The sequence below is a fragment of the Burkholderia anthina genome, from assembly GCF_001547525.1.
Taxonomy (GTDB): domain Bacteria; phylum Pseudomonadota; class Gammaproteobacteria; order Burkholderiales; family Burkholderiaceae; genus Burkholderia; species Burkholderia semiarida.
Genome location: NZ_CM003768.1, coordinates 186,062 through 210,325, shown reverse-complemented (window position 1 = coordinate 210,325; position 24,264 = coordinate 186,062). Strand labels below are relative to the sequence as shown.

Genomic DNA, 24,264 nt, shown 5'->3' with positions numbered 1-24,264 from the left:
TGAGAAACGCCTCGCACATGCGAATAGTTTGATGCTACCATTCTCCGACCAACCGGTCGGTTAATTAATCGATCCGATCCCTCTCAACGTTCATCAGGCCGCCGTCATGACCCATGCCCTGCTCACGAAGCACGAAGACACGCTGAAACACGCACTCGCCGCCATCGAGAGCCGCGGGTACTGGAGCCCGTTCGCCGAAATGCCGAGCCCCAAAGTGTACGGGGAAAGCGCAAGCGCGGACGGCGAGGCGGCGTTCAAGTCGCACCTCCACAAGACCTTCGTGCTTGACCAGCCCGCATCCGGTGAAACGGTTGGCGCCGAGCGCTCGCCATACGGCATCGCGCTGGGCATCCGGTATCCGAAATCCACGCCGGACGCACTGATCGCAGCCGCAGCCGCCGCTCAACGTACGTGGCGCGAAGCCGGCCCGAGCGCGTGGATCGGCGTTAGCCTCGAAATCCTTGCGCGCCTGAACCGCGCAAGCTTCGAAATTGCCTACAGCGTGATGCACACCACCGGGCAAGCCTTCATGATGGCGTTTCAGGCCGGCGGCCCGCACGCACAGGACCGCGCGCTCGAAGCCGTCGCCTACGCGTGGGACGAACTGCGCCGCATTCCGGCCGATGCACACTGGGAAAAGCCGCAAGGCAAGAACCCTCCGCTTGCGATGCACAAGCGCTATACGATCGTGCCGCGCGGCACCGGCCTCGTGCTCGGCTGCTGCACGTTCCCGACCTGGAACGGCTACCCGGGCCTGTTCGCCGATCTGGCAACCGGTAATACGGTGATCGTCAAACCGCACCCGGGCGCGATCCTGCCGCTTGCCATCACGGTCCGAATCGCCCGCGACGTGCTCCGCGAAGCCGGATTCGATCCAAACGTCGTCACGCTCCTCGCGACCGAGCCCAACGACGGCGCCCTCGTCCAGGATCTCGCGCTGCGCCCCGAGATCAAGTTGATCGACTTCACCGGCAGCACGCAAAACGGCACGTGGCTCGAACACCATGCCCACCAGGCCCAGGTCTATACCGAGAAAGCGGGCGTCAACCAGATCGTGATCGACTCGACCGACGACCTCAAAGCCGCCGCGAAGAACATCGCGTTCTCGCTGGCGCTGTACTCCGGCCAGATGTGCACGGCGCCGCAGAATATCTACGTGCCGCGCGACGGCATCCGGACCGCCGACGGCCATGCGAGCTTCGACGAAGTCGCGCAAGCGATTGCGGTTGCCGTGCAAAAACTCACTGGCGACCCGGCACGCTCGGTCGAACTGATCGGCGCAATCCAGAACGAAGGCGTGACCGCGCGCATCGACGACGCGCGCAAGCTCGGCCGCGTGCTTGCGGATAGCGTGGCTCTCCAGCATCCCGGCTTCCCCGATGCGCGTGTGCGCACGCCGCTCGTGCTGCAGCTTGACGTGGCCGACCGCGAAAAATTCACGCAGGAATGGTTCGGCCCGATCTCGTTCGTGATCGCGACCGACTCGACCGCGCAATCGCTCGATCTGGCCGGTGAAATCGCCGCCGAACACGGCGCGCTGACCCTCTCCGTCTACAGCACCGATGACGCAATCATCGACGCCGCACACGACGCGGCGGTGCGTGGCGGCGTCGCGCTGTCGATCAACCTGACGGGCGGCGTATTCGTGAACCAGTCGGCCGCGTTCTCCGACTTCCACGGAACGGGCGCGAACCCGGCGGCCAACGCGGCGCTGGCCGACCCCGCGTTCGTCGCCAACCGGTTCCGCGTGGTGCAAAGCCGTGTCCATGTTGCCCCGAAGGCGGTACCTGCGGAAGCTGGCCAGCCGGCATAGCCCGAATGGCCGACATGCAAACGCCGCCATGTTCTCTACCATGAACGAATCCGCCACCCGGCGGGTTCGTCACTCATCGATACGCCCATGACAGACGCCTACGACGCCTACATCTGCGACGCGATTCGCACCCCCATCGGCCGCTACGGCGGCGCACTGAAAGATGTTCGTGCCGACGACCTCGGCGCGGTGCCGCTCAAGGCGCTGATCGAGCGCAATCGCGACGTCGACTGGGCGGCGATCGACGATGTGATCTACGGTTGCGCGAATCAGGCCGGCGAGGACAACCGCAACGTCGCACGCATGTCGGCGCTGCTGGCGGGCCTGCCCACCGCCGTGCCCGGCGCGACGCTGAACCGGCTCTGCGGCTCCGGGATGGACGCGGTCGGCACGGCCGCGCGCGCGATCAAGGCGGGTGAAGCGCGCCTCATGATCGCAGGTGGCGTCGAGAGCATGACCCGCGCACCGTTCGTGATGGGCAAGGCCGCGAGCGCGTTCGCGCGCCAGGCCGACATCTTCGATACGACGATCGGCTGGCGCTTCGTCAATCCGCTGATGAAGCAGCTGTATGGCGTCGATTCGATGCCGGAGACGGCCGAGAACGTCGCGGTCGACTACCACATCAGCCGCGCCGATCAGGACCTCTTCGCGCTGCGCAGCCAGCAGAAGGCCGCACGGGCCCAGCAGGACGGCACGCTCGCTGAGGAAATCGTCGCGGTCACGATTCCACAGAAGAAAGGCGAGCCCGTCGTCGTGTCGCGCGACGAGCATCCGCGCGAAACGTCACTCGAAGCGCTCGCGAAGCTGAAGGGCGTGGTACGCCCCGACGGCTCCGTGACGGCCGGCAACGCATCGGGCGTCAACGACGGCGCCTGCGCGCTGCTGCTCGCCAATGCGCAGGCAGCAGACCAGTATGGCCTGCGTCGCCGCGCGCGCGTCGTCGGCATGGCGACCGCCGGCGTCGAGCCGCGCGTGATGGGCATCGGTCCCGCGCCGGCCACGCAGAAACTGTTGTTGCAGCTCGGCATGCGCATCGACCAGTTCGACGTGATCGAACTGAACGAGGCGTTCGCGTCGCAGGGTCTCGCCGTGCTGCGCATGCTCGGCGTCGCCGACGACGATCCACGCGTGAACCCGAACGGCGGTGCGATCGCGCTCGGCCACCCGCTCGGCGCATCGGGCGCCCGGCTCGTCACCACGGCGCTCCATCAACTCGAGCGCACCGGCGGCCGCTTCGCGCTCTGTACGATGTGCATCGGCGTCGGCCAGGGCATCGCGCTCGCGATCGAACGCGTGTAACCGACGCGCCGCGCGCCTATAACGAAGTCATGACGGAGATACTGCATGTCCTATCAGGCGATCCAGCTGGATATCGATCAGGCCGCGCGCGTGGCCACGATCACGCTCAACCGCCCCGACAAGCTGAACAGCTTCACGCGGGCGATGCATCGCGAACTGCAGTCGGCGCTCGATGAAGTCGAGGCGGCCGGTGCACGCGCGCTGATTCTGACGGGTGCGGGGCGCGGCTTTTGCGCGGGCCAGGACCTGGCCGACCTCGACTTCACACCGGGCGCGTCCAGCGACCTGGGCACGCTGATCGACGAGCATTTCAATCCGCTGATCCGCCGCCTGCAGCGTCTGCCGATTCCGGTGATCGCCGCCGTCAACGGTACGGCCGCCGGCGCCGGCGCGAATCTCGCACTTGCGTGCGATCTCGTGTTCGCCGCGCGCTCGAGCAGTTTCATTCAAGCCTTCGTCAAGATCGGGCTCGTACCCGATTCGGGCGGCACCTGGTTCCTGCCGCAACGCATCGGCATGGCTCGCGCGCTGGGGCTCGCGCTGACCGGCGACAAGCTCGGCGCGGAACAGGCCGAACAATGGGGCCTGATCTGGCGCGCGGTCGACGACGACGCGCTCGTCGCGACGGCCCGCCAGCTCGCCACCCAGCTCGCGCAGCAGCCGACGCTCGCCATCGCATCGATCAAGCAGTCGATGCGAGACGGCATCACGAACACGCTCGATCAGCAGCTCGATTTGGAACGCGACCTGCAGCGCAAGCTTGGCCAGTCGCATGACTACGCAGAAGGTGTGAAGGCCTTCATCGAGAAGCGTGCGCCGCGCTTCGAGGGGCGCTGACATGACGAACGCGACCGCCACGCTCGACCCCGATTCGCTCGCCCGCGCCACCGCACGGGCCATGTACGACGCCGATGCGTGCAGTCGCGCGTTCGGCATGGAAATCGCCGAAGTACGCGCCGGCTACGCCCGTCTGCAGATGCGCGTGCGGCCCGAATTCCTGAACGGTCACCAGACCTGCCATGGCGGGATCATCTTCACGCTCGCCGATTCGACGTTCGCGTTCGCATGCAACTCGTACAACGTGAATGCGGTCGCGGCCGGCTGCTCGATCGAATTCCTGCGCCCCGTCCACGGCGGCGACGTGCTGACGGCCGAGGCGGTCGAACAGGCGCGCGCCGGCCGCCACGGCATCTACGACATCCGCGTCACGAACCAGACAGGCGACACGGTTGCGATGTTTCGCGGCAAATCCGCCCAGATCAAGGGCACGGTCATCCCGGAAGACCGCTGACGTCGACGGCTCGCCCATAACAAACACTGGAGACATGCATGACTACCCCGCTACCGCTCGAGCCGATCGAGACCGCCTCGCGCGACGAGCTGACCGCGCTGCAACTGGAACGCCTCAAGTGGTCGCTCCGACATGCGTATGACAACTCGCCCGTCTATCGCCGCAAGTTCGACGAAGCGGGCGTGCATCCGGACGACCTGAAGACGCTCGCCGACCTGTCGCGCTTTCCGTTTACGACCAAGGGCGACCTGCGCGACAGCTATCCGTTCGGGATGTTCGCGGTGCCGCAAGACCAGATCTCGCGCATCCACGCGTCGTCGGGCACGACCGGCAAGCCGACGGTCGTCGGCTATACGGCCGCCGACATCGACACGTGGGCGAACCTCGTCGCCCGGTCGATCCGCGCCGCCGGTGCGCGCCGCGGCGACAAGGTGCACGTCAGCTACGGCTATGGGCTCTTCACGGGCGGGCTCGGCGCGCACTACGGCGCCGAGCGCGCAGGCCTCACCGTGATCCCGTTCGGCGGCGGCCAGACCGAAAAGCAGGTACAGCTGATCCAGGATTTCCGGCCCGACATCATCATGGTCACGCCGAGCTACATGCTGTCGATCGCCGACGAGATCGAGCGCCAGGGCCTCGACCCGGTCAAGAGTTCGCTGCGCATCGGCATCTTCGGCGCGGAGCCGTGGACCAACGACATGCGCGTCGCAATCGAACAGCGGATGGGCATCGACGCGGTCGACATCTACGGGCTGTCCGAAGTGATGGGCCCCGGCGTGGCGTCCGAATGCGTCGAGACCAAGGATGGTCCGACCATCTGGGAAGACCACTTCTATCCGGAAGTCATCGACCCGGAAACCGGCGAAGTGCTGCCCGATGGGGAGCTCGGCGAGCTCGTGTTCACGTCGTTGACGAAGGAAGCGCTGCCGATCATCCGCTACCGCACGCGCGATCTCACGCGCCTGTTGCCGGGCACCGCCCGGACGATGCGCCGGATGGAGAAGATCACCGGCCGGTCGGACGACATGATGATCGTGCGCGGCGTCAACGTGTTCCCGACGCAAATCGAGGAACAGTTGCTCAAGCAGCGCGCGCTCGCGCCGCACTATCAGATCGTGCTGACGAAGGAAGGCCCGCTCGACGTGCTGACGCTCAACGTCGAGCCCTGCCCGGAAACCGCGCCCGATACCGCGGCGATACAGGCGGCCAAACAGGCGCTCGCGTACGACATCAAGTCGCTGATCGGCGTGACGGCGGTGATCAACGTGCTGCCGGTGAACGGCATCGAGCGCTCGGTCGGCAAGGCGCGCCGCGTCGTCGACAAACGCAAGGGCTAAAGTCGCGCGACGCACGCACGGCGCGCGGCGGCGAGCGCGTGCCGGCAAACGAAACAGCCCGGTCGGCCAACGCCGACCGGGCTGCTTTACTCCAAGCGTCGTTCGACGTGACACTCACCGGATCACGCGAACTGAAATCACGTGGGCACACCGGCGATCAGGCCGGCACGCGCCACGCGCAGGAGACGCACCGCGAATGCCGAGTCTCATGCGCGGGCCACCATCCGGGCAGCCCGCCCTGCCCCAAATCACGAATTCGGGAACAGCAGCCACATCCGGCCGACCTGCTTCATCCGGCCGGCCTGGTCGCCCGCGTCGTCGCCGAGCCCCCAGAAATAGTCTGCCCGCACGCCGCCCTTGATCGCCGAGCCCGTATCCTGCGCGAACACGAGCCGGTTCATCGGCGTATTCGTCAGCGGACGCGTGGTCTGCAGGAACACCGGCGTGCCGAGCGGAATCGACGACGGATCGACCGCGATCGAGCGCTCCGGCGTCAGCGGCACGCCGAGCGCGCCGATCGGACCGTCCGCGCCGCCGTGCGGCGCATCCTCCTTGGTCGGCATGTCGCGGAAGAACACGAAGCGCGGATTCGTGTCGAGCAGCGCGTCGACGCGCGTGGGGTTCGCCTTCGCCCAGGCCTTGATGCCCTGCATCGTCGCCTGTGCGGGCGTCAGCTCGCCGCGATCGAGCAGCCACTTGCCGATCGAACGGTACGGCTGGTTGTTGGTACCGGCAAAGCCGACCCGCATCACCGAACCGTCGTCGAGCAGCACGCGCCCCGAGCCCTGCACCTGCAGGAAGAACGCCTCGATCGGATCGTCGACCCATACGAGTTCGTTGCCGTTCAGGATGCCGGCGCGCTCGAGCTGCGCGCGTGCGGGCAGCGCGGCGCCCGCGCGATAGCCGGCCGGCCAGCGATAGAGCGCGTACTGATACGGGCCGCGGCGCACGCGCGAACCGTGCAGCAGCGGCTCGTAATAGCCGGTCACGAGCCCGTCGAGCGTACCGTCGGTATTCGCGAACTGGAACGGCGTGAAATACGTTTCGAAGAAGGCGCGTGCGCTGCTGACGTCGAGTTCGTCGAGCCGGTCGGCGGCCGCGCAAGCGCGCGTCCAGGCCGGCTGGCGTGCGAGCCGCGCGCAGTTCTGCCGCAACGCGGCCGTCGCGCCGATCAGCGAATCGTCCTGCCAGCCCGGCACCTGCTGCCACGCGACCGGCGTGAGCCGCTTCGCGGCGACCTGCCCCGGCACGATCGCCGCGCCGGTCGGCGGCTTCAGCGCGGAGGTCCGCGTCGGCGCGCCGCCGCACGCGGCGAGCAGCGCCGCCGCCGCGGCTGCGGCCATCCACCCGGCCAGCCGGGGCCCAAACCACATACAATGTCCGTTCTTGATGGAAACCGCCATGTCAGATTTTCTCGACCAATATCCGATGCTCATCTTCGCGCTCGAAGCCTTCGTAGCGCTTGCCCTGCTGATCTTCATCGTCGTCTGGACGTCGTCGGGCAGAAAGAAGCCGGCCCACGACAACGACCGCCAGCCGCGCTGACGCGCGCCGCACGCTCAATGCAGCGTGCGCGGCATGTGCAGGGCGAACTCGTCGACCGGCGCCTCGAAACGCTCGCCGTCCTCCGCCACGCAGAAGTACGCGCCGCGCATCGTCCCGACCGGCGTCGCGATCACGGCCCAGCTCGTGTATTCGAAATGCTCGCCCGGCTGCAGCAGCGGCTGGTGCCCGACGACGCCGAGCCCCTTCACTTCCTGCACGTGGCTCTCGCTGTCCGTGATGATCCAGTGACGGGCGATCAGCTGCGCCGCGACCTGTCCGGTGTTGCGGATCGTCAGCGTGTACGCGAATGCGTATTGACGGTGATCGGGGTCGGATTGTTCCGGCAAGTAGCTGGTTTTCACCGAAACGGTGAACTGATACTGACTCATGGTGTGTCCGCTGTAGGTAACCGCGCGCGCCGATTCTAGCGGCCGGGCCGCGGGCGCGCCGCATTGGTTCGGCATTCTATGCGCAATCGGGCGGCAACCGCACGGCCTGCCGCCGCGCACCGGGTCGCCGGACGGTAGAATGACGGTTTTGCGCCGCAACGTCCCCGCTCCCCTGCCATGACTCAATTCCGCATCGCTCCCAGCATCCTGTCGGCCGACTTTGCCCGGCTCGGCGAAGAAGTCCGCAACGTGGTCGCCGCCGGCGCCGACTGGATTCACTTCGACGTGATGGACAACCATTATGTGCCGAACCTCACGATCGGCCCGCTCGTCTGCGAGGCGATCCGCCCGCACGTGCAGGTGCCGATCGACGTGCACCTGATGGTGCGCCCGGTCGACCGGATCGTGCCCGATTTCGCGAAGGCCGGCGCGAACCTGATCAGTTTCCACCCGGAAGGCTCCGACCACATCGACCGCACGCTGTCGCTGATCCGCGACCACGGCTGCAAGGCCGGTCTCGTGTTCAATCCGGCCACGCCGCTGAACTACCTCGACCACGTGATGGACCGCCTCGACTTCGTGCTGCTGATGTCGGTGAACCCCGGCTTCGGCGGCCAGTCGTTCATTCCGGAAACGCTGAACAAGCTGCGCGAAGCGCGCGCGCGCCTCGACGCGTACACCGAGCGCACCGGCCGCGAGATTCTGCTCGAGGTCGACGGCGGCGTGAAGGCCGACAACATCGCGGAAATCGCGGCGGCCGGCGCCGACACGTTCGTCGCCGGTTCAGCGATCTTCGGCAAGCCCGACTACCGCAAGGTGATCGACGAGATGCGCGCGGCGCTCGCCACCGTCGAACGGAGCTGATGCCGTGGCCGATTCGTCGTTCGCCGGCCACGCGCCGGCCGGGGCCGCCACGGACGCGGCCCCGATCCGCTTTGCCGCGCCGCGCATCGATGCCGCGCTGATCGACCTCGACGGCACGATGGTCGACACGGCCGACGATTTCACGGCCGGCCTGAACGGGATGCTCGCGCAGCTCGGCGCGCCGGCCACGTCGCGCGACGAAGTCATCGGCTACGTCGGCAAGGGCTCCGAACACCTGATCCAGAGCGTGCTGAAGCCGCGCTTGCCGGCCGACGAAGCGCACGCGCGCTTCGACGACGCACTGGCGATCTACCAGACCGAATACGCGAAGATCAACGGTCGCCACACGCGTCTCTATCCGGACGTGGCAGCCGGCCTCGACGCATTGCGCGCGGCCGGCATCCGGCTCGCGTGCGTGACGAACAAGCCGCACCGCTTCGCGGTCGAGCTGCTCGAACAATACGGGCTGGCCGGCTGCTTCGGCATCGTGCTGGGCGGCGACAGCGTCGCGCGCAAGAAGCCCGATCCGCTGCCGATGCTGACGGCCTGCGACGCGCTCGGCGTCGCGCCGGGCGCCGCGGTCGCGATCGGCGACTCGGAAAACGACGCGCTGGCAGGCCGCGCGGCCGGGATGGCGACGCTGACGGTGCCGTACGGCTACAACCACGGCAAAGCTATACAAACGATAAATTCGGATGGTATAGTCGATTCGTTGCTGGTCGCGGCTCGCGCAATTTCCGCGCACAATGCCGGCCGGCCAACCGTCTGATTATTTCTTCCATCCGCATGTTTCTGAATAAAAAACGGAGTCTGAGCAGCATCGACCGGGGAGCCTGGCCCTGGCGTCGCTGGTCGCGCTAACCTCTTCGATGAGGTACGCTGAAGCACGTCTTCAGCGCCGTTTTTTATCTCGCTGCGCATCCGCGCGCCGACCGTCGCACCACCTCGAGTTCCACCGCGTCCGAACGCTCGCGTTCAGGGTCGGCCGCAGGCTCGCGACGTTCACGCCCGGAGTGCCGGCCGGCAACAGGCACTTCTCGATCGACCGCCCTTTCGCCGACGGCCACCCGCGCAGCGTCAAGTGATCCCTGGCGCACGCGCCGCTCGTCCCGAACAGGACCGGAACATGACCGAACTCGAATTCCAATCGCTCGCGAACGAAGGCTACAACCGCATCCCGCTGATCGCGGAAGCCCTTGCCGATCTCGAAACGCCGCTGTCCCTCTACCTGAAGCTGGCCCAGCCCGAACGCGCGGGCGCCAACTCGTTCCTGCTCGAATCGGTGGTCGGCGGCGAACGCTTCGGCCGCTACTCGTTCATCGGCCTGCCCGCCCGCACGCTCGTACGCACCCGCAACGGCGTGTCGGAGGTCGTGCGCGACGGCCAGATCGTCGAGACGCACGAAGGCGACCCGTTCCAGTTCATCGAATCGTTCCAGGCCCGCTTCAAGGTCGCGCAGCGTCCGGGCCTGCCGCGTTTCTGCGGCGGCCTCGCCGGCTACTTCGGCTACGACGCGGTGCGCTACATCGAGAAGAAGCTCGCGAACACCGCGCCGCGCGACGATCTCGGCCTGCCCGACATCCAGTTGCTGCTGACCGAGGAAGTCGCGGTGATCGACAACCTCGCCGGCAAGCTCTACCTGATCATCTACGCGGATCCGGGCCAGCCCGAAGCGTACGCGAAGGCGAAACAGCGCCTGCGCGAACTGAAGCAGCGCCTGCGCACGACCGTGCAGCCGCCCGTCACGTCGGCGAGCGTGCGCACCGAGACGTTCCGCGAATTCAAGAAGGAGGATTACCTGGCCGCCGTGCGCCAGGCGAAGGAATACATCGCGGCCGGCGAGCTGATGCAGATCCAGGTCGGCCAGCGGCTGACGAAGCCGTACCGCGACAATCCGCTGTCGCTGTACCGCGCGCTGCGCTCGCTGAACCCGTCGCCGTACATGTATTACTACAACTTCGGCGATTCCCACGTGGTCGGCGCGTCGCCGGAAATCCTGGTGCGCCAGGAAAAGCGCGGCGACGACCAGATCGTCACGATCCGGCCGCTCGCCGGCACGCGCCCGCGCGGCAACACGCCCGAGCGTGATGCGGAACTGGCGACCGAGCTGCTGAACGATCCGAAGGAGATCGCCGAGCACGTGATGCTGATCGACCTCGCGCGCAACGACGTGGGCCGCATCGCGGAAATCGGCTCGGTGCAGGTGACCGACAAGATGGTGATCGAGAAGTACTCGCACGTGCAGCACATCGTCAGCTCGGTCGAAGGCAAGCTGAAGCCCGGCATGACGAACTACGACGTGCTGCGCGCGACGTTCCCGGCCGGCACGCTGTCAGGCGCGCCGAAGGTGCGCGCGATGGAACTGATCGACGAGCTCGAGCCGGTCAAGCGCGGGCTGTACGGCGGTGCGGTCGGCTACCTGTCGTTCTCGGGCGAGATGGATCTCGCGATCGCGATCCGCACGGGCCTGATCCACAACGGCAACCTGTACGTGCAAGCGGCGGCCGGCGTCGTCGCCGATTCGGTGCCCGAATCCGAATGGCAAGAGACCGAGAACAAGGCGCGCGCGGTGCTGCGTGCGGCCGAACAGGTCCAGGACGGCCTCGATAGCGACTTCTGACCGGAGACTGACCATGCTGCTCATGATCGACAACTACGACTCGTTTACCTACAACCTGGTCCAGTACTTCGGCGAACTCGGCGAGGACGTGCGTACCTGCCGCAACGACGAAATCACGCTCGACGACATCGCGCGCCTGAACCCCGACACCATCTGCCTGTCGCCCGGCCCGAGCAATCCGCAGCACGCGGGCATCACGCTCGACGTGCTGCGCGAATTCGCGGGCAGGAAGCCGATCCTCGGCGTCTGCCTCGGCCACCAGGCGATCGGCGAAGCGTTCGGCGGCCGCGTCGTGCGCGCGAAGACCATCATGCACGGCAAGGTGAGCCGGATCGAAACCGACTGCCGCGGCGTATTCGCCGATCTGCCGAAGCATTTCGACGTCACGCGCTATCACTCGCTCGCGATCGAGCCCGAATCGCTGCCCGACTGCCTGGAGGTATCCGCGTGGACCGACGACGGCGAGATCATGGGCGTGCGCCACAAGACGCTGCCGGTCGAAGGCGTGCAGTTCCACCCGGAATCGATTCTCTCGGAGCACGGCCACGCGCTGCTCGAGAATTTCCTGAAGCAGCATCGCGCAGCGGCGCATGCCGCCGCACCGACTGCCTGACGGGAGACGCACGATGACGATTACCCCGCAGGAAGCGCTGCAGCGCACGATCGAGCACCGCGAGATCTTCCACGACGAAATGCTGCACCTGATGCGGCTGATCATGCGCGGCGACATGTCGCCCGTGATGGCGGCCGCGATCATCACCGGGCTGCGCGTGAAGAAGGAGACGATCGGCGAGATCGCCGCCGCCGCCACCGTGATGCGCGAATTCGCGAACCACGTCGAGGTGCAGGACAACTCGAATTTCGTCGACATCGTCGGCACCGGCGGCGACGGCTCGCACACGTTCAACATCTCGACCGCGTCGATGTTCGTCACGGCGGCCGCGGGCGCGAAGGTCGCGAAGCACGGCAACCGCGGCGTGTCGAGCAAATCCGGCAGCGCCGACGTGCTCGAAGCGCTCGGCGTGAACATCGACCTGCAATCGGACCAGGTCGCCGCGTCGATCGCCGAAACCGGCATGGGCTTCATGTTCGCGCCGAACCATCACCCGGCGATGAAGAACATCGCGGCCGTGCGCCGCGAGCTCGGCGTACGCACGATCTTCAACATCCTCGGCCCGCTGACCAATCCGGCCGGCGCGCCGAACCAGCTGATGGGCGTGTTCCACCCCGACCTCGTCGGCATCCAGGTGCGCGTGATGCAGCGCCTCGGCGCGCAGCACGTGCTCGTCGTGTACGGCAAGGACGGAATGGACGAGGTGTCGCTCGGCGCCGCGACGCTCGTCGGCGAATTGCGCGACGGCAAGGTGCACGAGTACGAGATCCATCCGGAGGACTTCGGCCTGCAGATGGTGTCGAACCGCACGCTGAAGGTGGAAAATGCCGACGAATCGCGCACGATGCTGCTCGGCGCGCTGGACAACCAGCCGGGCGTCGCGCGCGAGATCGTCACGCTGAACGCGGGCACCGCGCTCTATGCGGCCAATATCGCCGAGTCGATCGCGGACGGCATCCAGCTCGCCCGCGAAGCGATCGCGAGCGGCAAGGCCCGCGCGAAAGTCGACGAACTCGTGCGCTTCACGCAGCAGTTCAAGCGCTGACCCTCTTACGAATCCAGCAGGAACCCACATGAGCGACATTCTCGACCGAATCATCGCCGTCAAGCGCGAAGAAATCGCGGCGGCCCTGCGCAGCGCGCCGCTCGAGGCGCTGAAACTCGAAGCATCGGCACGCGACCTGCGCGACTTCGTCGGCGCGCTGCGCGCGAAGCACGCGGCCGGCAACGCCGCCGTGATCGCCGAAATCAAGAAGGCGAGCCCGTCGAAAGGCGTGCTGCGCGAGCATTTCGTGCCGGCCGACATCGCGCGCTCGTATGCGGCGCACGGCGCCGCGTGCCTGTCGGTGCTGACCGACGAGCAGTTCTTCCAGGGCGGCGTCCGCTACCTCGAGGAAGCGCGCGCGGCCTGCACGCTGCCGGTGCTGCGCAAGGACTTCATCGTCGACGCGTACCAGATCGTCGAAGCCCGCGCGATGGGCGCCGACGCGATCCTGCTGATCGCCGCCGCGCTCGACACGCCGCTGATGCAGGATCTCGAGGCCTATGCGCATTCGCTCGGCCTCGCGGTGCTCGTCGAAGTGCACGACCGCCACGAGATGGAACAGGCGCTGACGCTCAAGACGCCGCTGCTCGGCATCAACAACCGCAACCTGCGCACGTTCGAGACGTCGATCCAGACCACGCTCGACATGCTCGACATGATTCCGGCGGACCGCATCGTCGTGACGGAATCGGGCATCCTGTCGCGCACCGACGTCGACACGATGCGCGCGGCGAACGTGAACACGTTCCTCGTCGGCGAGGCGTTCATGCGCGCCGATCAGCCGGGCGAGGAACTCGCACGGATGTTCTTCTGATGGCGATCGAAAAGGAAATCAAGCTCGCGCTGCCGGCCGGCCAGGCCGATGCCGCGCGCCGCTTCTTCGAGACGCTGACCGGCGAACCCGGCCGCGTGATCACGCTCGCGAACGTCTATTACGACACGCCCGATCTCGCGCTGGCGCGCTCGAAGAGCGCGGTGCGCGTGCGCCGCACGCCGGACGGCTGGCTGCAGACGTTCAAGACGGTCGGCAGCGCGGAAGGCGGCCTGCACCGCCGCCACGAATGGGAACTGCCGGTCGCGGGCGACGCGCTCGAAATCGATGCGCTCGTCGCGGCCTGCGACGTGCCGGAAGCCGCCGCCGCGCTGAATGACGCGGCCGGCGCGCTGCATGCGCTGTTCCGCACGGATTTTTCGCGTACGCTGTGGCGCATCGCCATCGGCGGCGCGACGGTCGAGGCCGCGGTGGACCTCGGCGAGATCGTCGTCCAGGCGGAACACGAAACGCGCCGCGAACCGATCAGCGAAATCGAACTCGAACTGATCGACGGCCCGGAATCGGCGCTCGCGACGCTCGCCGCCGAATTGCAGCAGGCGCTGCCGGGCCTCGTTCCCGAAAACATCAGCAAAGCGCAGCGCGGCTACCGGCTGCGCGCGCAATAAACCCGCATCACGCATGGCAACCCGCAAGACTTCCCGCGCGCCGCAACAGGCGTCGCTGTTCGACGATCCCGTGCCGGAAACGGCACCGGACGATATTCCGTCCCCGGCTTCCGAGCCGCCTGCCGCTCGGCGCAAAGCAGCGAAGAAAACTGCAGCACCCGCACCCGCGCCCATGCCCGAGCCGGCCTCGGCCGCCGCGGCGCCGCGACCCGTCGCCGCCGACGTACCGCATCTCGCCGCGCAATTCGACGCGCTGCCGGCTGTCTGGCGCGACGTGCTGAAACCGTTCACCGACAGCGACGCGTACGCGCCGCTGTGCCGCTTCGTCGATGAGGAGCGTGCGGCCGGCAAGACGGTCTACCCGACCGACGTGTTCCGCGCGCTGCGCCTGACGAGCCCGGACGACGTGAAGGTCGTGATCCTCGGCCAGGATCCGTACCACGGCGACGATCGCGGCACGCCGCAGGCGCACGGCCTCGCGTTCTCGGTGCCGCCGGCCGTCCGCACGCCGCCGTCGCTGCGCAACATCTTCAAGGAAATCGCCGCGAACTTCGGTCACGACACGCCGCGGCACGGCTGCCTCGACACGTGGGCGCGCCAGGGCGTGCTGTTGCTCAACACCGTGCTGACGGTCGAGCGCGGCGCGGCCGCGAGCCATGCGAAGCGCGGCTGGGAGCAATGCACGGACACGCTGATCCGCGAGCTCGCCGGCCGTCATCGCGGGCTCGTGTTCATGCTGTGGGGCGCGCACGCGCAGGCCAAGCGCGCACTGTTCGACGCGAACGCGCATTGCGTGCTCGAGGCGCCGCATCCGTCGCCGCTGTCCGCGCATCGCGGCTTCCTCGGCTGCCGCCATTTCGCGCTCGCGAACGACTATCTGGTCGAAGCAGGCCGCGAGCCGATCGACTGGCGTCTGCCGGACGTGGCCGAAACGCTCGCGTAACGGCCCAGGCGGCGGGTTCGCCGGCCCGAATGCAACAACGCCGCGCCCCTTTCGGGGCGCGGCGTTTTTTATCGGGTGACGCAGCCGGTGCGTCGCACCCGCGTCGACCTCACGCGTTACGCGGCGGCGATCGCCTCGCGCGCGCTGGCGAGCGCGGCGCTTTGCGCATCCGGGCCGAGGTTCAGGCCTTCCGCGAAGATGAAGCTCACGTCGGTCAGGCCGATGAAGCCGAGGAACGTGCGCAGGTACGGCGTCTGGCTGTCGTTCGGCGTGCCGGCGTACTTGCCGCCGCGGGCCGTCACCACGTGAACCTTCTTGCCCTTGATCAGGCCTTCCGGACCGTTCTCGGTGTAGCGGAACGTGACGCCTGCGCGGGCGATCCAGTCGAAATACGTCTTCAGTTGCGACGAGATGCCGAAGTTGTACATCGGTGCGCCGATCACGATGATGTCGGCAGCCTGCAACTCGGCGATCAGCGCATCGCTCTTCGCGACGATCGCATTCTGTTCCGCGGTGCGCTTGTCGGCCGGCGTGAAGAATGCGCCGAGCACCGATTCGTCGAGGTGCGGCAGCGCGTCGGCCAGCAGATCGCGAACCACGACGTTCGCGCCGGGGTTCGATTGTTGCAGCTTTGCCGTCAGTTCGTTGGCCAGCAGCGTGGACTGCGCGCCTTGCGAACGCGCAGCGGAATTGATTTGCAGAATGGTCGTCATGTCAGGCTCCGGTGGGGTTGCGCTTCGGTAGCGCGAGTGACGCCATTGTGCGTGGCCGCATGACCGCGAAAAAGCGGGCCCAGGGCGACGGATTGTTGCAGCAGCAGAACAATCCTTGATCGCGCCCCGATACCCGCTATCGGACGATTACCCCCTTCAGCCACGCTTCGCGGGCCTTCGTGGCCGCAGCCGGCTTCGCGGCCGCCGTCAGCCGGTAGCGCGTGACGTCCGGGCCGTCGAGCTTCAGTTTCGCGGTGCGCAGCTCGTCGCGGCGAAACGCGTGAACCTCGACCTTGTCGCCCGGCCGGTAGCGCGCGAGCAGCGCATCGAGGTTCGTGCCCGTCACGCGCAGCCCGTCGACCGCGATCAGCGTGTCGCCGGCCGACAACCCCGCGCGATGCGCGGCGCCGCCTTCGTAGACCGCCGCGAGCGTGCAGTCCGCGCCGCCGCGCAAACGCGCGCCGATCGTCGGCTTCGCGGCCGCGCCGGTCGCGACGTCGGGCGCCAGCGTTACGCCGAACGGCGCAAGCAGTTCGGCAAGCGGCAGATCGCGCGTGCCGTGCACGGCGTCGGCGAACAGGCGGCCGAGCGCGACGCCCGTCGCTTCCTCGATCAGCGCCTCGACTTCGTTTTCCTCGACGCCCGCCTGCTTGCCGCGATAGAAGTCGCGGCCGTAGCGCTGCCACAGCAGGCGCATCACGTCGTCGAGCGACTTCCGGTTGCGCGTCCGCGCGCGGATCGCGAGATCGAATGCCAGCGCGACGAGCGAGCCCTTCGTGTAATAGCTGACGATCGCGTTGGTCGCGTTCTCGTCCTGGCGGTAGTACTTGATCCACGCGTCGAACGAGCTTTCCGCGACGCTCTGCTTGAGCCGGCCCGTGCCGCGCAACACGCCGCCGATGGTGCGGCCCAGCGCCGCGAAATATTCGTCCTGCGACATCAGCCCGCTGCGGACCAGCATCAGGTCGTCGTAATACGACGTGAAGCCCTCGAACAGCCACAACAGCGACGTGTAGTTCTCGCGCGTGAGGTCGTACGGCACGAACGCCGCCGGCTTGATGCGCTTCACGTTCCACGTGTGGAAATACTCGTGGCTGCAAAGCCCGAGATACGTGCGATAGCCTTCCGTCGTTTCGGGGCGCCCTTTCACCGGCAGGTCGGTCCGGTTGCAGATCAGCGCGGTCGACGCGCGATGCTCGAGGCCGCCGTAGCCGTCGCTGACTGCAAGCGTCATGAACACGTAGCGGTCCATCGGCGCCTTCTTCGATTTCGGCTCGAACAGCGCGATCTGCGCTTCGCACACGCGCTTCAGATCGGTACGCAGCCGCTCCAGGTCGAGCTGGGTCACGCGCCCTGCAATCACGATGTCATGCGGCACGCCGTGCGCGTCGAACGTCGCGAGCGCGAATTCGCCGATCGTCACCGGATGGTCGGACAGTTCGTCGTAGTTCGCCGCGCGATACGCGCCGAAACCGTAGCGCTTCGTGCCGCGCGCCTCGGGCAGCGCGGTGCCGACACGCCATGTGCGGAACGCCGCGCCGGCCGGTTTCGCGATGTCGACTTCGCAGGGCGCCTCCTCGCGGCCCGCGACGCTCAGGAACACGGCCGTCGCGTTGAAGAAGCCGCCCGATTCGTCGAGATACGCGGAGCGCACCGACAGGTCCCACGCATACACGTCGTAACGCAGCGTCAGCGTGCCGGTGACGGGCGCGGCCTGCCACGTATGCTTGTCGGTCTTCGCGATGCGCACCTTGCGGCCCGCGTCGTTGAACGCGCCGAGCGTCACGATGTTGCGCGCGAACTCGCGCACGAGATAGCTGCCCGGAATCCATACCGGCAGCGAGAAACGCTGGCCTTCGGGATCGGGATCGGCAACCGTCACCGTCACTTCGAACAGGTGCGCGGCAAGATCTTTCGGGACAATCGAATAGCGGATCGGCTGGGTCATCGTGGCAATCGGTCGGTCGAATACGGCGGCGAAAACGAAGAGAGGCGCCGGCAGATCGTGCGGGCGCCCCTCGCTGGCCGGGCCATGCGCCCGGCGTGCAGTCGGTTACTTGCTCGAGGCGAGCGCCTGGTTGAGCTGGTCGGCCGATACCGCGCCCGGCAGGCGGCGGCCGTCCGGCAGGAAGATCGTCGGCGTGCCCGTGACGTTCATCCCGCGGCCCAGCGCGAGGTTCTTGTCGAGCGCGCTGGTATCGCAGGTACCGGGGCCGGACGGCGCGCGGTGGTCGAGCATCCAGCTCGACCACGTCTTCGCGCGGTCGGTCGCGCACCAGATCGCCTTCGACTTCGCGGTCGAATCCGGCGACAGCACCGGGTACAGGAACGTGTAGACGGTCACGTTGTCGACCGACTGCAGCGTCGTCTCGAGCTTCTTGCAGTACGGGCAGTTCGGATCGGAGAACACCGCGATCTTGCGGGCGCCGTTGCCCTTGACGACCTTGATCGCATTCGCGAACGGCAGGCTCGCGAAATCGATCTTGTTGATTTCGGACAGGCGGGCGTCGGTCAGGTTCTTGTGCGTCTTGGCGTCGACGAGATCGCCGAGCAGCACGTAGTCACCCGCCGCGTCGCTATAGATGATCTGCGAGCCGAGGTTCACTTCGTAAAGCCCTGCAACCGGCGATTTCGACACGCTCTTGATCGGCGCGTCGTTGCCGAGACGGGCTTGCAGCGTGGCCTTCAGCTTGTCGGTGGTCTGGTCGGCCTGCGCGGTGCAGCCCAGCGTCGCCATCGCGACGGCCAGCGCCAGCGATGCGATGCGGATCGTTTTTTTCATCGAAATCTTCCTTCAGCTCAATCGGAGTGCTCGGCACAGTGTACGCCGTTATGGAACCGTCTCCGACCCGTGCAGCGGCAGAAGGTTCGATCAGCCGAGCGCGGCCGACACGAGCCAGCGCTTCACGAGCGGCTGTGCGCCGACGAACGCCATGCCCGCATTGCGCACCGCCTTCGCGAGCGAGCCGGGCACCGCGAACAGCCGCTGCAGGCCGTCGGTGGCGACCATCAGCGCGCGGATGTCCTCGCGGCGCGAACGCTCGTAGCGGCGCAGCAGCACCGTATCGCCGAGATTCCGGAAGCTTTCCTTGCCCGCGATCGCGTCGGCGAGCGCGGCGACGTCGCGCAGGCCGAGGTTCATCCCCTGCCCCGCGAGCGGGTGGATCAGGTGCGCGGCATCGCCGACCAGCGCGACGCGCGGCGCGATCAGCTTGTCGACCGTCTGCAGCGCCAGCGGGAAGCCGGCGGCCGGCGTCACGCATTCGAGCGTACCGAGCTGGCCGTGCGACACGCGCTCAACCTCGGCCGCGAGCTGCGCCGGATCGAGCGCCAGCAATTCATCCGCATGCGCGGTGTGCGCGGACCACACGAGCGACACGTGGCCGTCCGGCAGCGGCAGCAGCGCGACGATCTCGCCTTCGTGGAACCACTGCCAGGCCGTCTCGCGGTGCGGCCGCGACGCCTTGAAGTTCGCGACGACGCCCGTCTGCCGGTAGTCGCGCCGCTCCACCCTGGCCCCCATTTGGGAGCGCACCCACGAATGCGCGCCGTCGGCGCCGACGACGAGATCGGCCTCGAGCACCTGCCCCGACGACAGCGTGAGCACGGCCGCGTCGTCGCGCACGTCGAAACCCTGCGCGCGCGCATCGAACCACGTGAGGTTCGGCTGGAACCGCAGCGCGGCGTCGAGCGACGCCTCGACCAGCGACGACTCGGCGATCCATGCGAGCTGCGGCACGGACGCCTGGTAGGCGGAGAAATGCAGCTCGGCATGCGCGTCGCCATACACGCGCATGTCGTAGACCGGCGCGAGCCGGCCGTGGTCGAGCGCCTGCCAGACCCGCAGCCGCTCGAGCAACGCCTGCGAACTGGACGACAGCGCGTAGACGCGCGTGTCGAACGCGAGATCGGCGGGGCGCGGCGTGGCCGGCTGGGCGAGCAAGGCTGTCTTGTAGCCGGACTGGGTCAGCGCGAGCGCGGCCGTCTTGCCGACGAGCCCGCCGCCGACCACGGCGACGTCGAAGGTGTGGTGGGCAGTCATGGCGGGCATTATAGCCGCGGGGCCAAACCCTTACGCGGCCGGACTTTGCGGGAAATCAGCAGAATCGCAGGCGCGGTGCGCGGGCGCGGCGGCGCGCCGCATCGGCCGTTCGGCGCCAGCCCGGAATCCGGGGCGCCGGCACGGTACAATAGCGTCTTTGACCGTCGGCCTGCCGCGCGCCACGCGCCGGCCGCCCTTTTTTCCCGCGCCGCCGTGCCCTGTCCGGCCGCGCCGCCTCACCCGTCCGAAGGATTCCATGAGTCTCAAATGCGGCATCGTCGGCTTGCCCAACGTCGGCAAGTCCACCCTGTTCAATGCGCTGACCAAGGCCGGCATCGCCGCCGAGAACTACCCGTTCTGCACGATCGAGCCGAACGTCGGCATCGTCGAAGTGCCGGATACGCGCCTGAAGGCGCTCTCCGAAATCGTCAAGCCGGAGCGTGTCGTACCGGCCGTCGTCGAGTTCGTCGACATCGCGGGCCTCGTCGCGGGCGCGAGCAAGGGTGAAGGCCTCGGCAACCAGTTCCTCGCGAACATCCGCGAAACCGACGCGATCACGCACGTCGTGCGCTGCTTCGAGGACGAGAACGTCATTCACGTCGCCGGCAAGGTCAGCCCGATCGACGACATCGAAGTGATCAACACCGAACTCGCGCTCGCCGACCTCGGCACCATCGAGAAGGCGCTCACGCGCTATTCGAAGGCGGCGAAGTCGGGCAACGACAAGGAAGCGGCGAAGCTCGTCGCGGTGCTCGAGAAGGTGCGCGCGCAACTCGACCAGGGCAAGGCCGTGCGCGGCCTCGCGCTGTCGGACGACGAACAGGCGCTGATCAAGCCGTTCTGCCTGATCACCGCGAAGCCGGCGATGTATGTCGCGAACGTGAAGGACGACGGCTTCGAGAACAATCCGCACCTCGAGGCGGTGCGCAAGTACGCGGAAAGCGAAAATGCGCCGGTGGTCGCCGTGTGCGCGGCGATCGAGGCGGAAATCGCCGATCTCGACGACGCGGACAAGGAGGCATTCCTCGCCGACATGGGCATGGAAGAGCCGGGCCTCGACCGTGTGATCCGCGCGGGCTTCAAGCTGCTGGGCCTGCAGACCTACTTCACGGCGGGCGTGAAGGAAGTGCGCGCGTGGACGATCCACATCGGCGACACCGCTCCGCAGGCGGCCGGCGTGATCCACACCGACTTCGAGCGCGGCTTCATCCGTGCGCAGACGATCGCGTTCGACGACTTCGTCACGTACAAGGGCGAGCAAGGCGCGAAGGAAGCCGGCAAGATGCGCGCGGAAGGGAAGGAATATGTCGTGCACGACGGGGATGTGATGAACTTCCTGTTCAACGTTTGAGCGAATCTCCCAGGCGTACGGCAATTCACGGAGAACCCCTTGCGGCCATGGTGCCGCAAGGGGTTTTCCGCTTTATGCTCCCAGCATCATTCCGCTAGCAGGCCACGATGACGAAGCACTGCCTATGGCTGTTCATGGCGGTTTCGGCTGCCGCACTCGCCGACCCGACACCGGCCGACGAGATATCCGCGCGCAGCGGTTTGCCGGCCAGTGAAGTCACCGCGCTGTTGAACAACTGCGACTCGAGCCAAACCGGCATGAATTTCTGCGCCTGGCGCGATCAGATCGTTGCGGAACGCGAATTGCAGCACGTTATCGACGAAGAGGTCCGCGCGCACCCGGAGCGCAAAACGTCGCTCGAGGCGCGGATCTCAAAATGGAAGAAGGCGCGAGACGCCTCATGCGAAAGGTCCGCACGCAAGGAATGGGGTGGAGGATCCATGCTTCCTGCGGCGGTAGCGATCTGTGCGACGGCATCGACGAAGAAGATGACGAAGACACTGTCCTCGACGCGGGATCAGGCCCCATCCTGATGTAAAGATGCGAACACACGCGAACGTGGTCGCTACTGCGCACCGGCACAGCAGCCGCGCTTCGATACCGGCCGACGCAGAGCATAGCCCGTCGGCCGCTTCGATTACCGCGACGGGCGCGACGAATCGGATTTGATCCGGCGCGCTTCAGTAGCGTTGCCCGATCGTTGATCCCGCGACGACATCCTGCCAATTGCGGAATAAAAACGGCCCGACCGGCAAACACCGATCGGGCCATGTTTCACGGCGCGGGCTTTCCGCCCGCCATCACGTCACGCCATCAAGTCGCCGACACGCGCCGCCCTTCACTCGCCCGCGCATCGCGCCCACGCTTGTTCAACCACGACGCAAGCAGCACGAGAGACGCCAGCACGGCCGTCGCGCCCACTTCCATCCGGTGATCCTCGCTGACGAACATCACGGTCAGCGTGCCGCAGATGAACAGGATCACGGCCCACGTGAGCCACGGGAACAGCCACATCCGCAGCGTCAGATCGGCGCCGCCCGATTCGAGCGTCTTGCGCATCCGCAGTTGCGAGATCGCGATCACGAGATACACGAGCAGCGCGATCGCGCCCGACGTCGCGAGCAGAAAGCCGAATACCTGCTCCGGCATCAGGTAGTTCGCGATCACGGTCAGGAAACCGAACGCCGTCGACGCGAGCACGGCCGCACGCGGCGTGCCGGTCGAATCGGTGCGATGCAGGAACGCGGGCGCGTCCTTGCGCCTGGACAGCGAGAACAGCATCCGCGACGCCGTGTACAGCGCCGAATTCAGGCAGCTCGCGACCGACACGAGCACGATCACGTCGATGATCGCCTTCGCGTTCGGGACGCCGATCAGTTCCATCGCGCGCTGATACGAGCCGTGCTTCGGCAGCAGCGGGTCGTTCCACGGCACGATGGCCGCGACGACGAGGATCGAGCCGAGATAGAACAGCGTGATACGCCAGATGACCGAATTCGTCGCACGCACGATCTGGCGTTGCGGATTGTCCGATTCAGCGGCCGCGATCGTCACGATCTCGGTGCCGAGGAACGAGAACATCGTCGTCAGCATCGCCGCGAGCACCGCGCTCGCGCCGTGCGGCATGAAGCCGTCATGCACGAACAGGTTCGACACGCCCGACACGGCCGGCGCGGGAATGATGCCGACGATCGCCGCGCCGCCGATGCACAGGAACACGACGATCGCGACGACCTTGATCAGCGCGAACCAGAATTCGAATTCGCCGTAGTTCTTGACGGAAAAGAGATTGGTGACGGTGAGCAGCAGCGTGATGCTGAGCGCGAAGATCCACGTCGCGATGCCCGGGAACCACGCATTGAGGATGGTCGCGGCCGCGGTCGCCTCGATCGGGATCACCAGCACCCAGAACCACCAGTACAGCCAGCCGATCGTGAAGCCGGCCCAGTGGCCGATCGCGCGATCGGCATAGGTCGAGAACGACCCGCTGTCCGGATGCGCGACGGCCATCTCGCCGAGCATGCGCATCACCAGCACGACCAGCACGCCCGCGATCGCATACGCGAGTATCGATGCCGGCCCGGCTTCCGCGATCGCGTGGCCGGAGCCGACGAACAAGCCCGCGCCGATCACGCCGGCAATCGACATCATCGTTACGTGACGCTGCTTCAGGCCCGTGCCGAGGCCCGTGTTGCTTCCACTCATCTGTCTCTCTCCAAAAAACGGTTCCGGTACGACCGGTGTCGCGTGAAGGCGGCGCGGGGAGTTGTCGTTCTTGAGTCCAGCCGCGGCCGCGCGTGCGTCGCACGCGGGCATGGGCCGGATGGGGGCCGTTCCGGTCGGGTCGTCCGCGCAGTCTGCGAAGCTGCGGGTGCGATGCGGCGCACGAGGCGCCGGCGCATCGCGTACGCCCGTTCCGTCGGCTGTCGTCAGCCGCCTTCGAAGCGAAGGAGTGTAAGCACCAAACGGTTCTTCACTAAGAACCAATTGAGGAATTTCGATGGAACCACTCGTTGCATCGATACGAACCGATGCAACGGTTGATTGGTTCCGGCGGCGGCTCGAGCACGGGGCGCGCCATTCAGTTCGCGTCGCGGGCGGCTTCGTCCCGCCACTTTGCCGGCACGATCGCGAGCCATTCTCGCAGAAGCAGGTTTTTCACGGCGTCGGGGTGCGCGGCGGACAAGCGCACCAGCACGATCGGCCAGCCGACATAGTGATCGGTCACGTAGTACACGTCGGGCGCCGACTCGATCAGCCATGCACGCTCGTCGGGGCCCACGCCCTTCACGACGAGCGTGTCCCCGTCCTCGCGCAGCCGCGCGAGCAGCTTGCCCTTCACCTTGAGCGCGGGCGTGCCGTACGACGTGCCTTCCTCGACGCCGCGCCATGCCAGTGCGATCTGCCGGACTTCGTCGAATGTCACGATGCCTCCTCCACCGTACGCCGATGGTTGACG

23 protein-coding genes are annotated in these 24,264 nt (G+C 67.0%); 15 read left to right on the top strand and 8 right to left on the bottom strand.

Going from position 1 to position 24,264, the window contains the following annotated elements; all coding sequences use genetic code 11:
* Positions 1-106: 106 nt before the first annotated feature.
* The 5 genes from paaN (at position 107) to paaK (ending at position 5,740) form a co-directional block, all read left to right on the top strand.
* Complete coding sequence (gene paaN, locus WS64_RS01020) at positions 107-1,813, top strand: phenylacetic acid degradation protein PaaN (RefSeq protein WP_059640158.1); 1,707 nt, start codon at positions 107-109, stop codon at positions 1,811-1,813.
* A gap of 87 nt (positions 1,814-1,900) precedes the next feature.
* Positions 1,901-3,112 (top strand): 3-oxoadipyl-CoA thiolase, encoded by a 1,212-nt coding sequence (gene pcaF / locus WS64_RS01015; RefSeq protein WP_060965532.1) that lies wholly within the window; start codon positions 1,901-1,903, stop codon positions 3,110-3,112.
* 45 nt (positions 3,113-3,157) lie between these two features.
* Positions 3,158-3,949: a 2-(1,2-epoxy-1,2-dihydrophenyl)acetyl-CoA isomerase PaaG gene (gene paaG, locus WS64_RS01010; RefSeq protein ID WP_059576935.1), complete on the top strand. Its 792-nt coding sequence runs from the start codon at positions 3,158-3,160 to the stop codon at positions 3,947-3,949.
* Between the two features lies 1 nt (position 3,950).
* Positions 3,951-4,403, top strand: a complete 453-nt coding sequence (gene paaI, locus WS64_RS01005; protein WP_059576938.1) for a hydroxyphenylacetyl-CoA thioesterase PaaI — start codon at positions 3,951-3,953, stop codon at positions 4,401-4,403.
* Between the two features lie 38 nt (positions 4,404-4,441).
* Entirely contained in the window at positions 4,442-5,740 is a 1,299-nt protein-coding gene (gene paaK / locus WS64_RS01000) for a phenylacetate--CoA ligase PaaK (protein ID WP_059576941.1), read from the top strand.
* Between the two features lie 248 nt (positions 5,741-5,988).
* On the opposite strand, the gene mltA is transcribed toward paaK, so the two are convergent.
* A complete protein-coding gene (gene mltA / locus WS64_RS00995) occupies positions 5,989-7,221 on the bottom strand; it encodes a murein transglycosylase A (RefSeq protein WP_059577373.1) in 1,233 nt (410 codons plus the stop codon).
* 78 nt (positions 7,222-7,299) lie between these two features.
* A complete protein-coding gene (apaG, locus tag WS64_RS00990) occupies positions 7,300-7,674 on the bottom strand; it encodes a Co2+/Mg2+ efflux protein ApaG (protein ID WP_006477037.1) in 375 nt (124 codons plus the stop codon).
* Between the two features lie 177 nt (positions 7,675-7,851).
* Here apaG and rpe point away from each other — a divergent pair, with 177 nt between their 5' ends.
* The 8 genes from rpe to WS64_RS00950 all read left to right on the top strand — a co-directional run bounded on the left by rpe (position 7,852) and on the right by WS64_RS00950 (position 15,199).
* Complete coding sequence (gene rpe, locus WS64_RS00985) at positions 7,852-8,538, top strand: ribulose-phosphate 3-epimerase (protein WP_059576943.1); 687 nt, start codon at positions 7,852-7,854, stop codon at positions 8,536-8,538.
* Between the two features lie 4 nt (positions 8,539-8,542).
* On the top strand, positions 8,543-9,307 hold the full coding sequence (locus WS64_RS00980) for a phosphoglycolate phosphatase (RefSeq protein ID WP_059576948.1): 765 nt from the start codon (positions 8,543-8,545) through the stop codon (positions 9,305-9,307).
* Between the two features lie 357 nt (positions 9,308-9,664).
* Positions 9,665-11,158 carry an anthranilate synthase component I gene (gene trpE, locus WS64_RS00975; protein ID WP_060965531.1) on the top strand — a complete coding sequence of 498 codons (1,494 nt, stop codon included), beginning with the start codon at positions 9,665-9,667 and terminating at the stop codon, positions 11,156-11,158.
* A 13-nt stretch (positions 11,159-11,171) separates the two neighbouring features.
* Entirely contained in the window at positions 11,172-11,771 is a 600-nt protein-coding gene (locus WS64_RS00970) for an aminodeoxychorismate/anthranilate synthase component II (protein ID WP_060965530.1), read from the top strand.
* A 13-nt stretch (positions 11,772-11,784) separates the two neighbouring features.
* On the top strand, positions 11,785-12,816 hold the full coding sequence (trpD, locus tag WS64_RS00965; RefSeq protein ID WP_059577389.1) for an anthranilate phosphoribosyltransferase: 1,032 nt from the start codon (positions 11,785-11,787) through the stop codon (positions 12,814-12,816).
* Positions 12,817-12,844: 28 nt separating this feature from the next.
* Positions 12,845-13,630, top strand: a complete 786-nt coding sequence (gene trpC, locus WS64_RS00960) for an indole-3-glycerol phosphate synthase TrpC (RefSeq protein ID WP_060965529.1) — start codon at positions 12,845-12,847, stop codon at positions 13,628-13,630.
* Entirely contained in the window at positions 13,630-14,256 is a 627-nt protein-coding gene (locus WS64_RS00955) for a CYTH domain-containing protein (RefSeq protein WP_060965528.1), read from the top strand. The genes trpC and WS64_RS00955 overlap by 1 nt, the downstream gene beginning before the upstream one ends.
* A 13-nt stretch (positions 14,257-14,269) precedes the next feature.
* Positions 14,270-15,199, top strand: coding sequence for a uracil-DNA glycosylase (locus WS64_RS00950; protein ID WP_060965527.1), 930 nt, complete (start codon positions 14,270-14,272; stop codon positions 15,197-15,199).
* A gap of 116 nt (positions 15,200-15,315) precedes the next feature.
* Here WS64_RS00950 and WS64_RS00945 read toward each other — a convergent pair whose 3' ends face one another.
* The 4 genes from WS64_RS00945 to WS64_RS00930 all read right to left on the bottom strand — a co-directional run bounded on the left by WS64_RS00945 (position 15,316) and on the right by WS64_RS00930 (position 19,963).
* A complete protein-coding gene (locus WS64_RS00945) occupies positions 15,316-15,912 on the bottom strand; it encodes an FMN-dependent NADH-azoreductase (RefSeq protein ID WP_059577049.1) in 597 nt (198 codons plus the stop codon).
* 136 nt (positions 15,913-16,048) lie between these two features.
* A complete protein-coding gene (locus WS64_RS00940) occupies positions 16,049-17,860 on the bottom strand; it encodes a M61 family metallopeptidase (RefSeq protein ID WP_060965526.1) in 1,812 nt (603 codons plus the stop codon).
* A 105-nt stretch (positions 17,861-17,965) separates the two neighbouring features.
* On the bottom strand, positions 17,966-18,694 hold the full coding sequence (locus WS64_RS00935) for a DsbC family protein (RefSeq protein WP_060965525.1): 729 nt from the start codon (positions 18,692-18,694) through the stop codon (positions 17,966-17,968).
* 90 nt (positions 18,695-18,784) lie between these two features.
* The gene (locus WS64_RS00930; protein ID WP_060965524.1) at positions 18,785-19,963 is read right to left on the bottom strand and encodes a UbiH/UbiF family hydroxylase; all 1,179 of its coding nucleotides are present in this window, start codon (positions 19,961-19,963) and stop codon (positions 18,785-18,787) included.
* A gap of 247 nt (positions 19,964-20,210) precedes the next feature.
* Here WS64_RS00930 and ychF point away from each other — a divergent pair, with 247 nt between their 5' ends.
* Both ychF and WS64_RS00920 read left to right on the top strand, forming a co-directional pair.
* Positions 20,211-21,305: a redox-regulated ATPase YchF gene (gene ychF / locus WS64_RS00925; RefSeq protein WP_006482062.1), complete on the top strand. Its 1,095-nt coding sequence runs from the start codon at positions 20,211-20,213 to the stop codon at positions 21,303-21,305.
* A 107-nt stretch (positions 21,306-21,412) separates the two neighbouring features.
* Positions 21,413-21,838, top strand: a complete 426-nt coding sequence (locus WS64_RS00920; RefSeq protein ID WP_060965523.1) for a lysozyme inhibitor LprI family protein — start codon at positions 21,413-21,415, stop codon at positions 21,836-21,838.
* Between the two features lie 280 nt (positions 21,839-22,118).
* Here WS64_RS00920 and gabP read toward each other — a convergent pair whose 3' ends face one another.
* Together gabP and WS64_RS00910 are read right to left on the bottom strand one after the other, a co-directional pair.
* Positions 22,119-23,510, bottom strand: coding sequence for a GABA permease (gene gabP / locus WS64_RS00915; RefSeq protein ID WP_060965522.1), 1,392 nt, complete (start codon positions 23,508-23,510; stop codon positions 22,119-22,121).
* Between the two features lie 376 nt (positions 23,511-23,886).
* Positions 23,887-24,231, bottom strand: coding sequence for an MmcQ/YjbR family DNA-binding protein (locus WS64_RS00910; protein WP_060965521.1), 345 nt, complete (start codon positions 24,229-24,231; stop codon positions 23,887-23,889).
* Between the last annotated feature and the right edge of the window lie 33 nt (positions 24,232-24,264).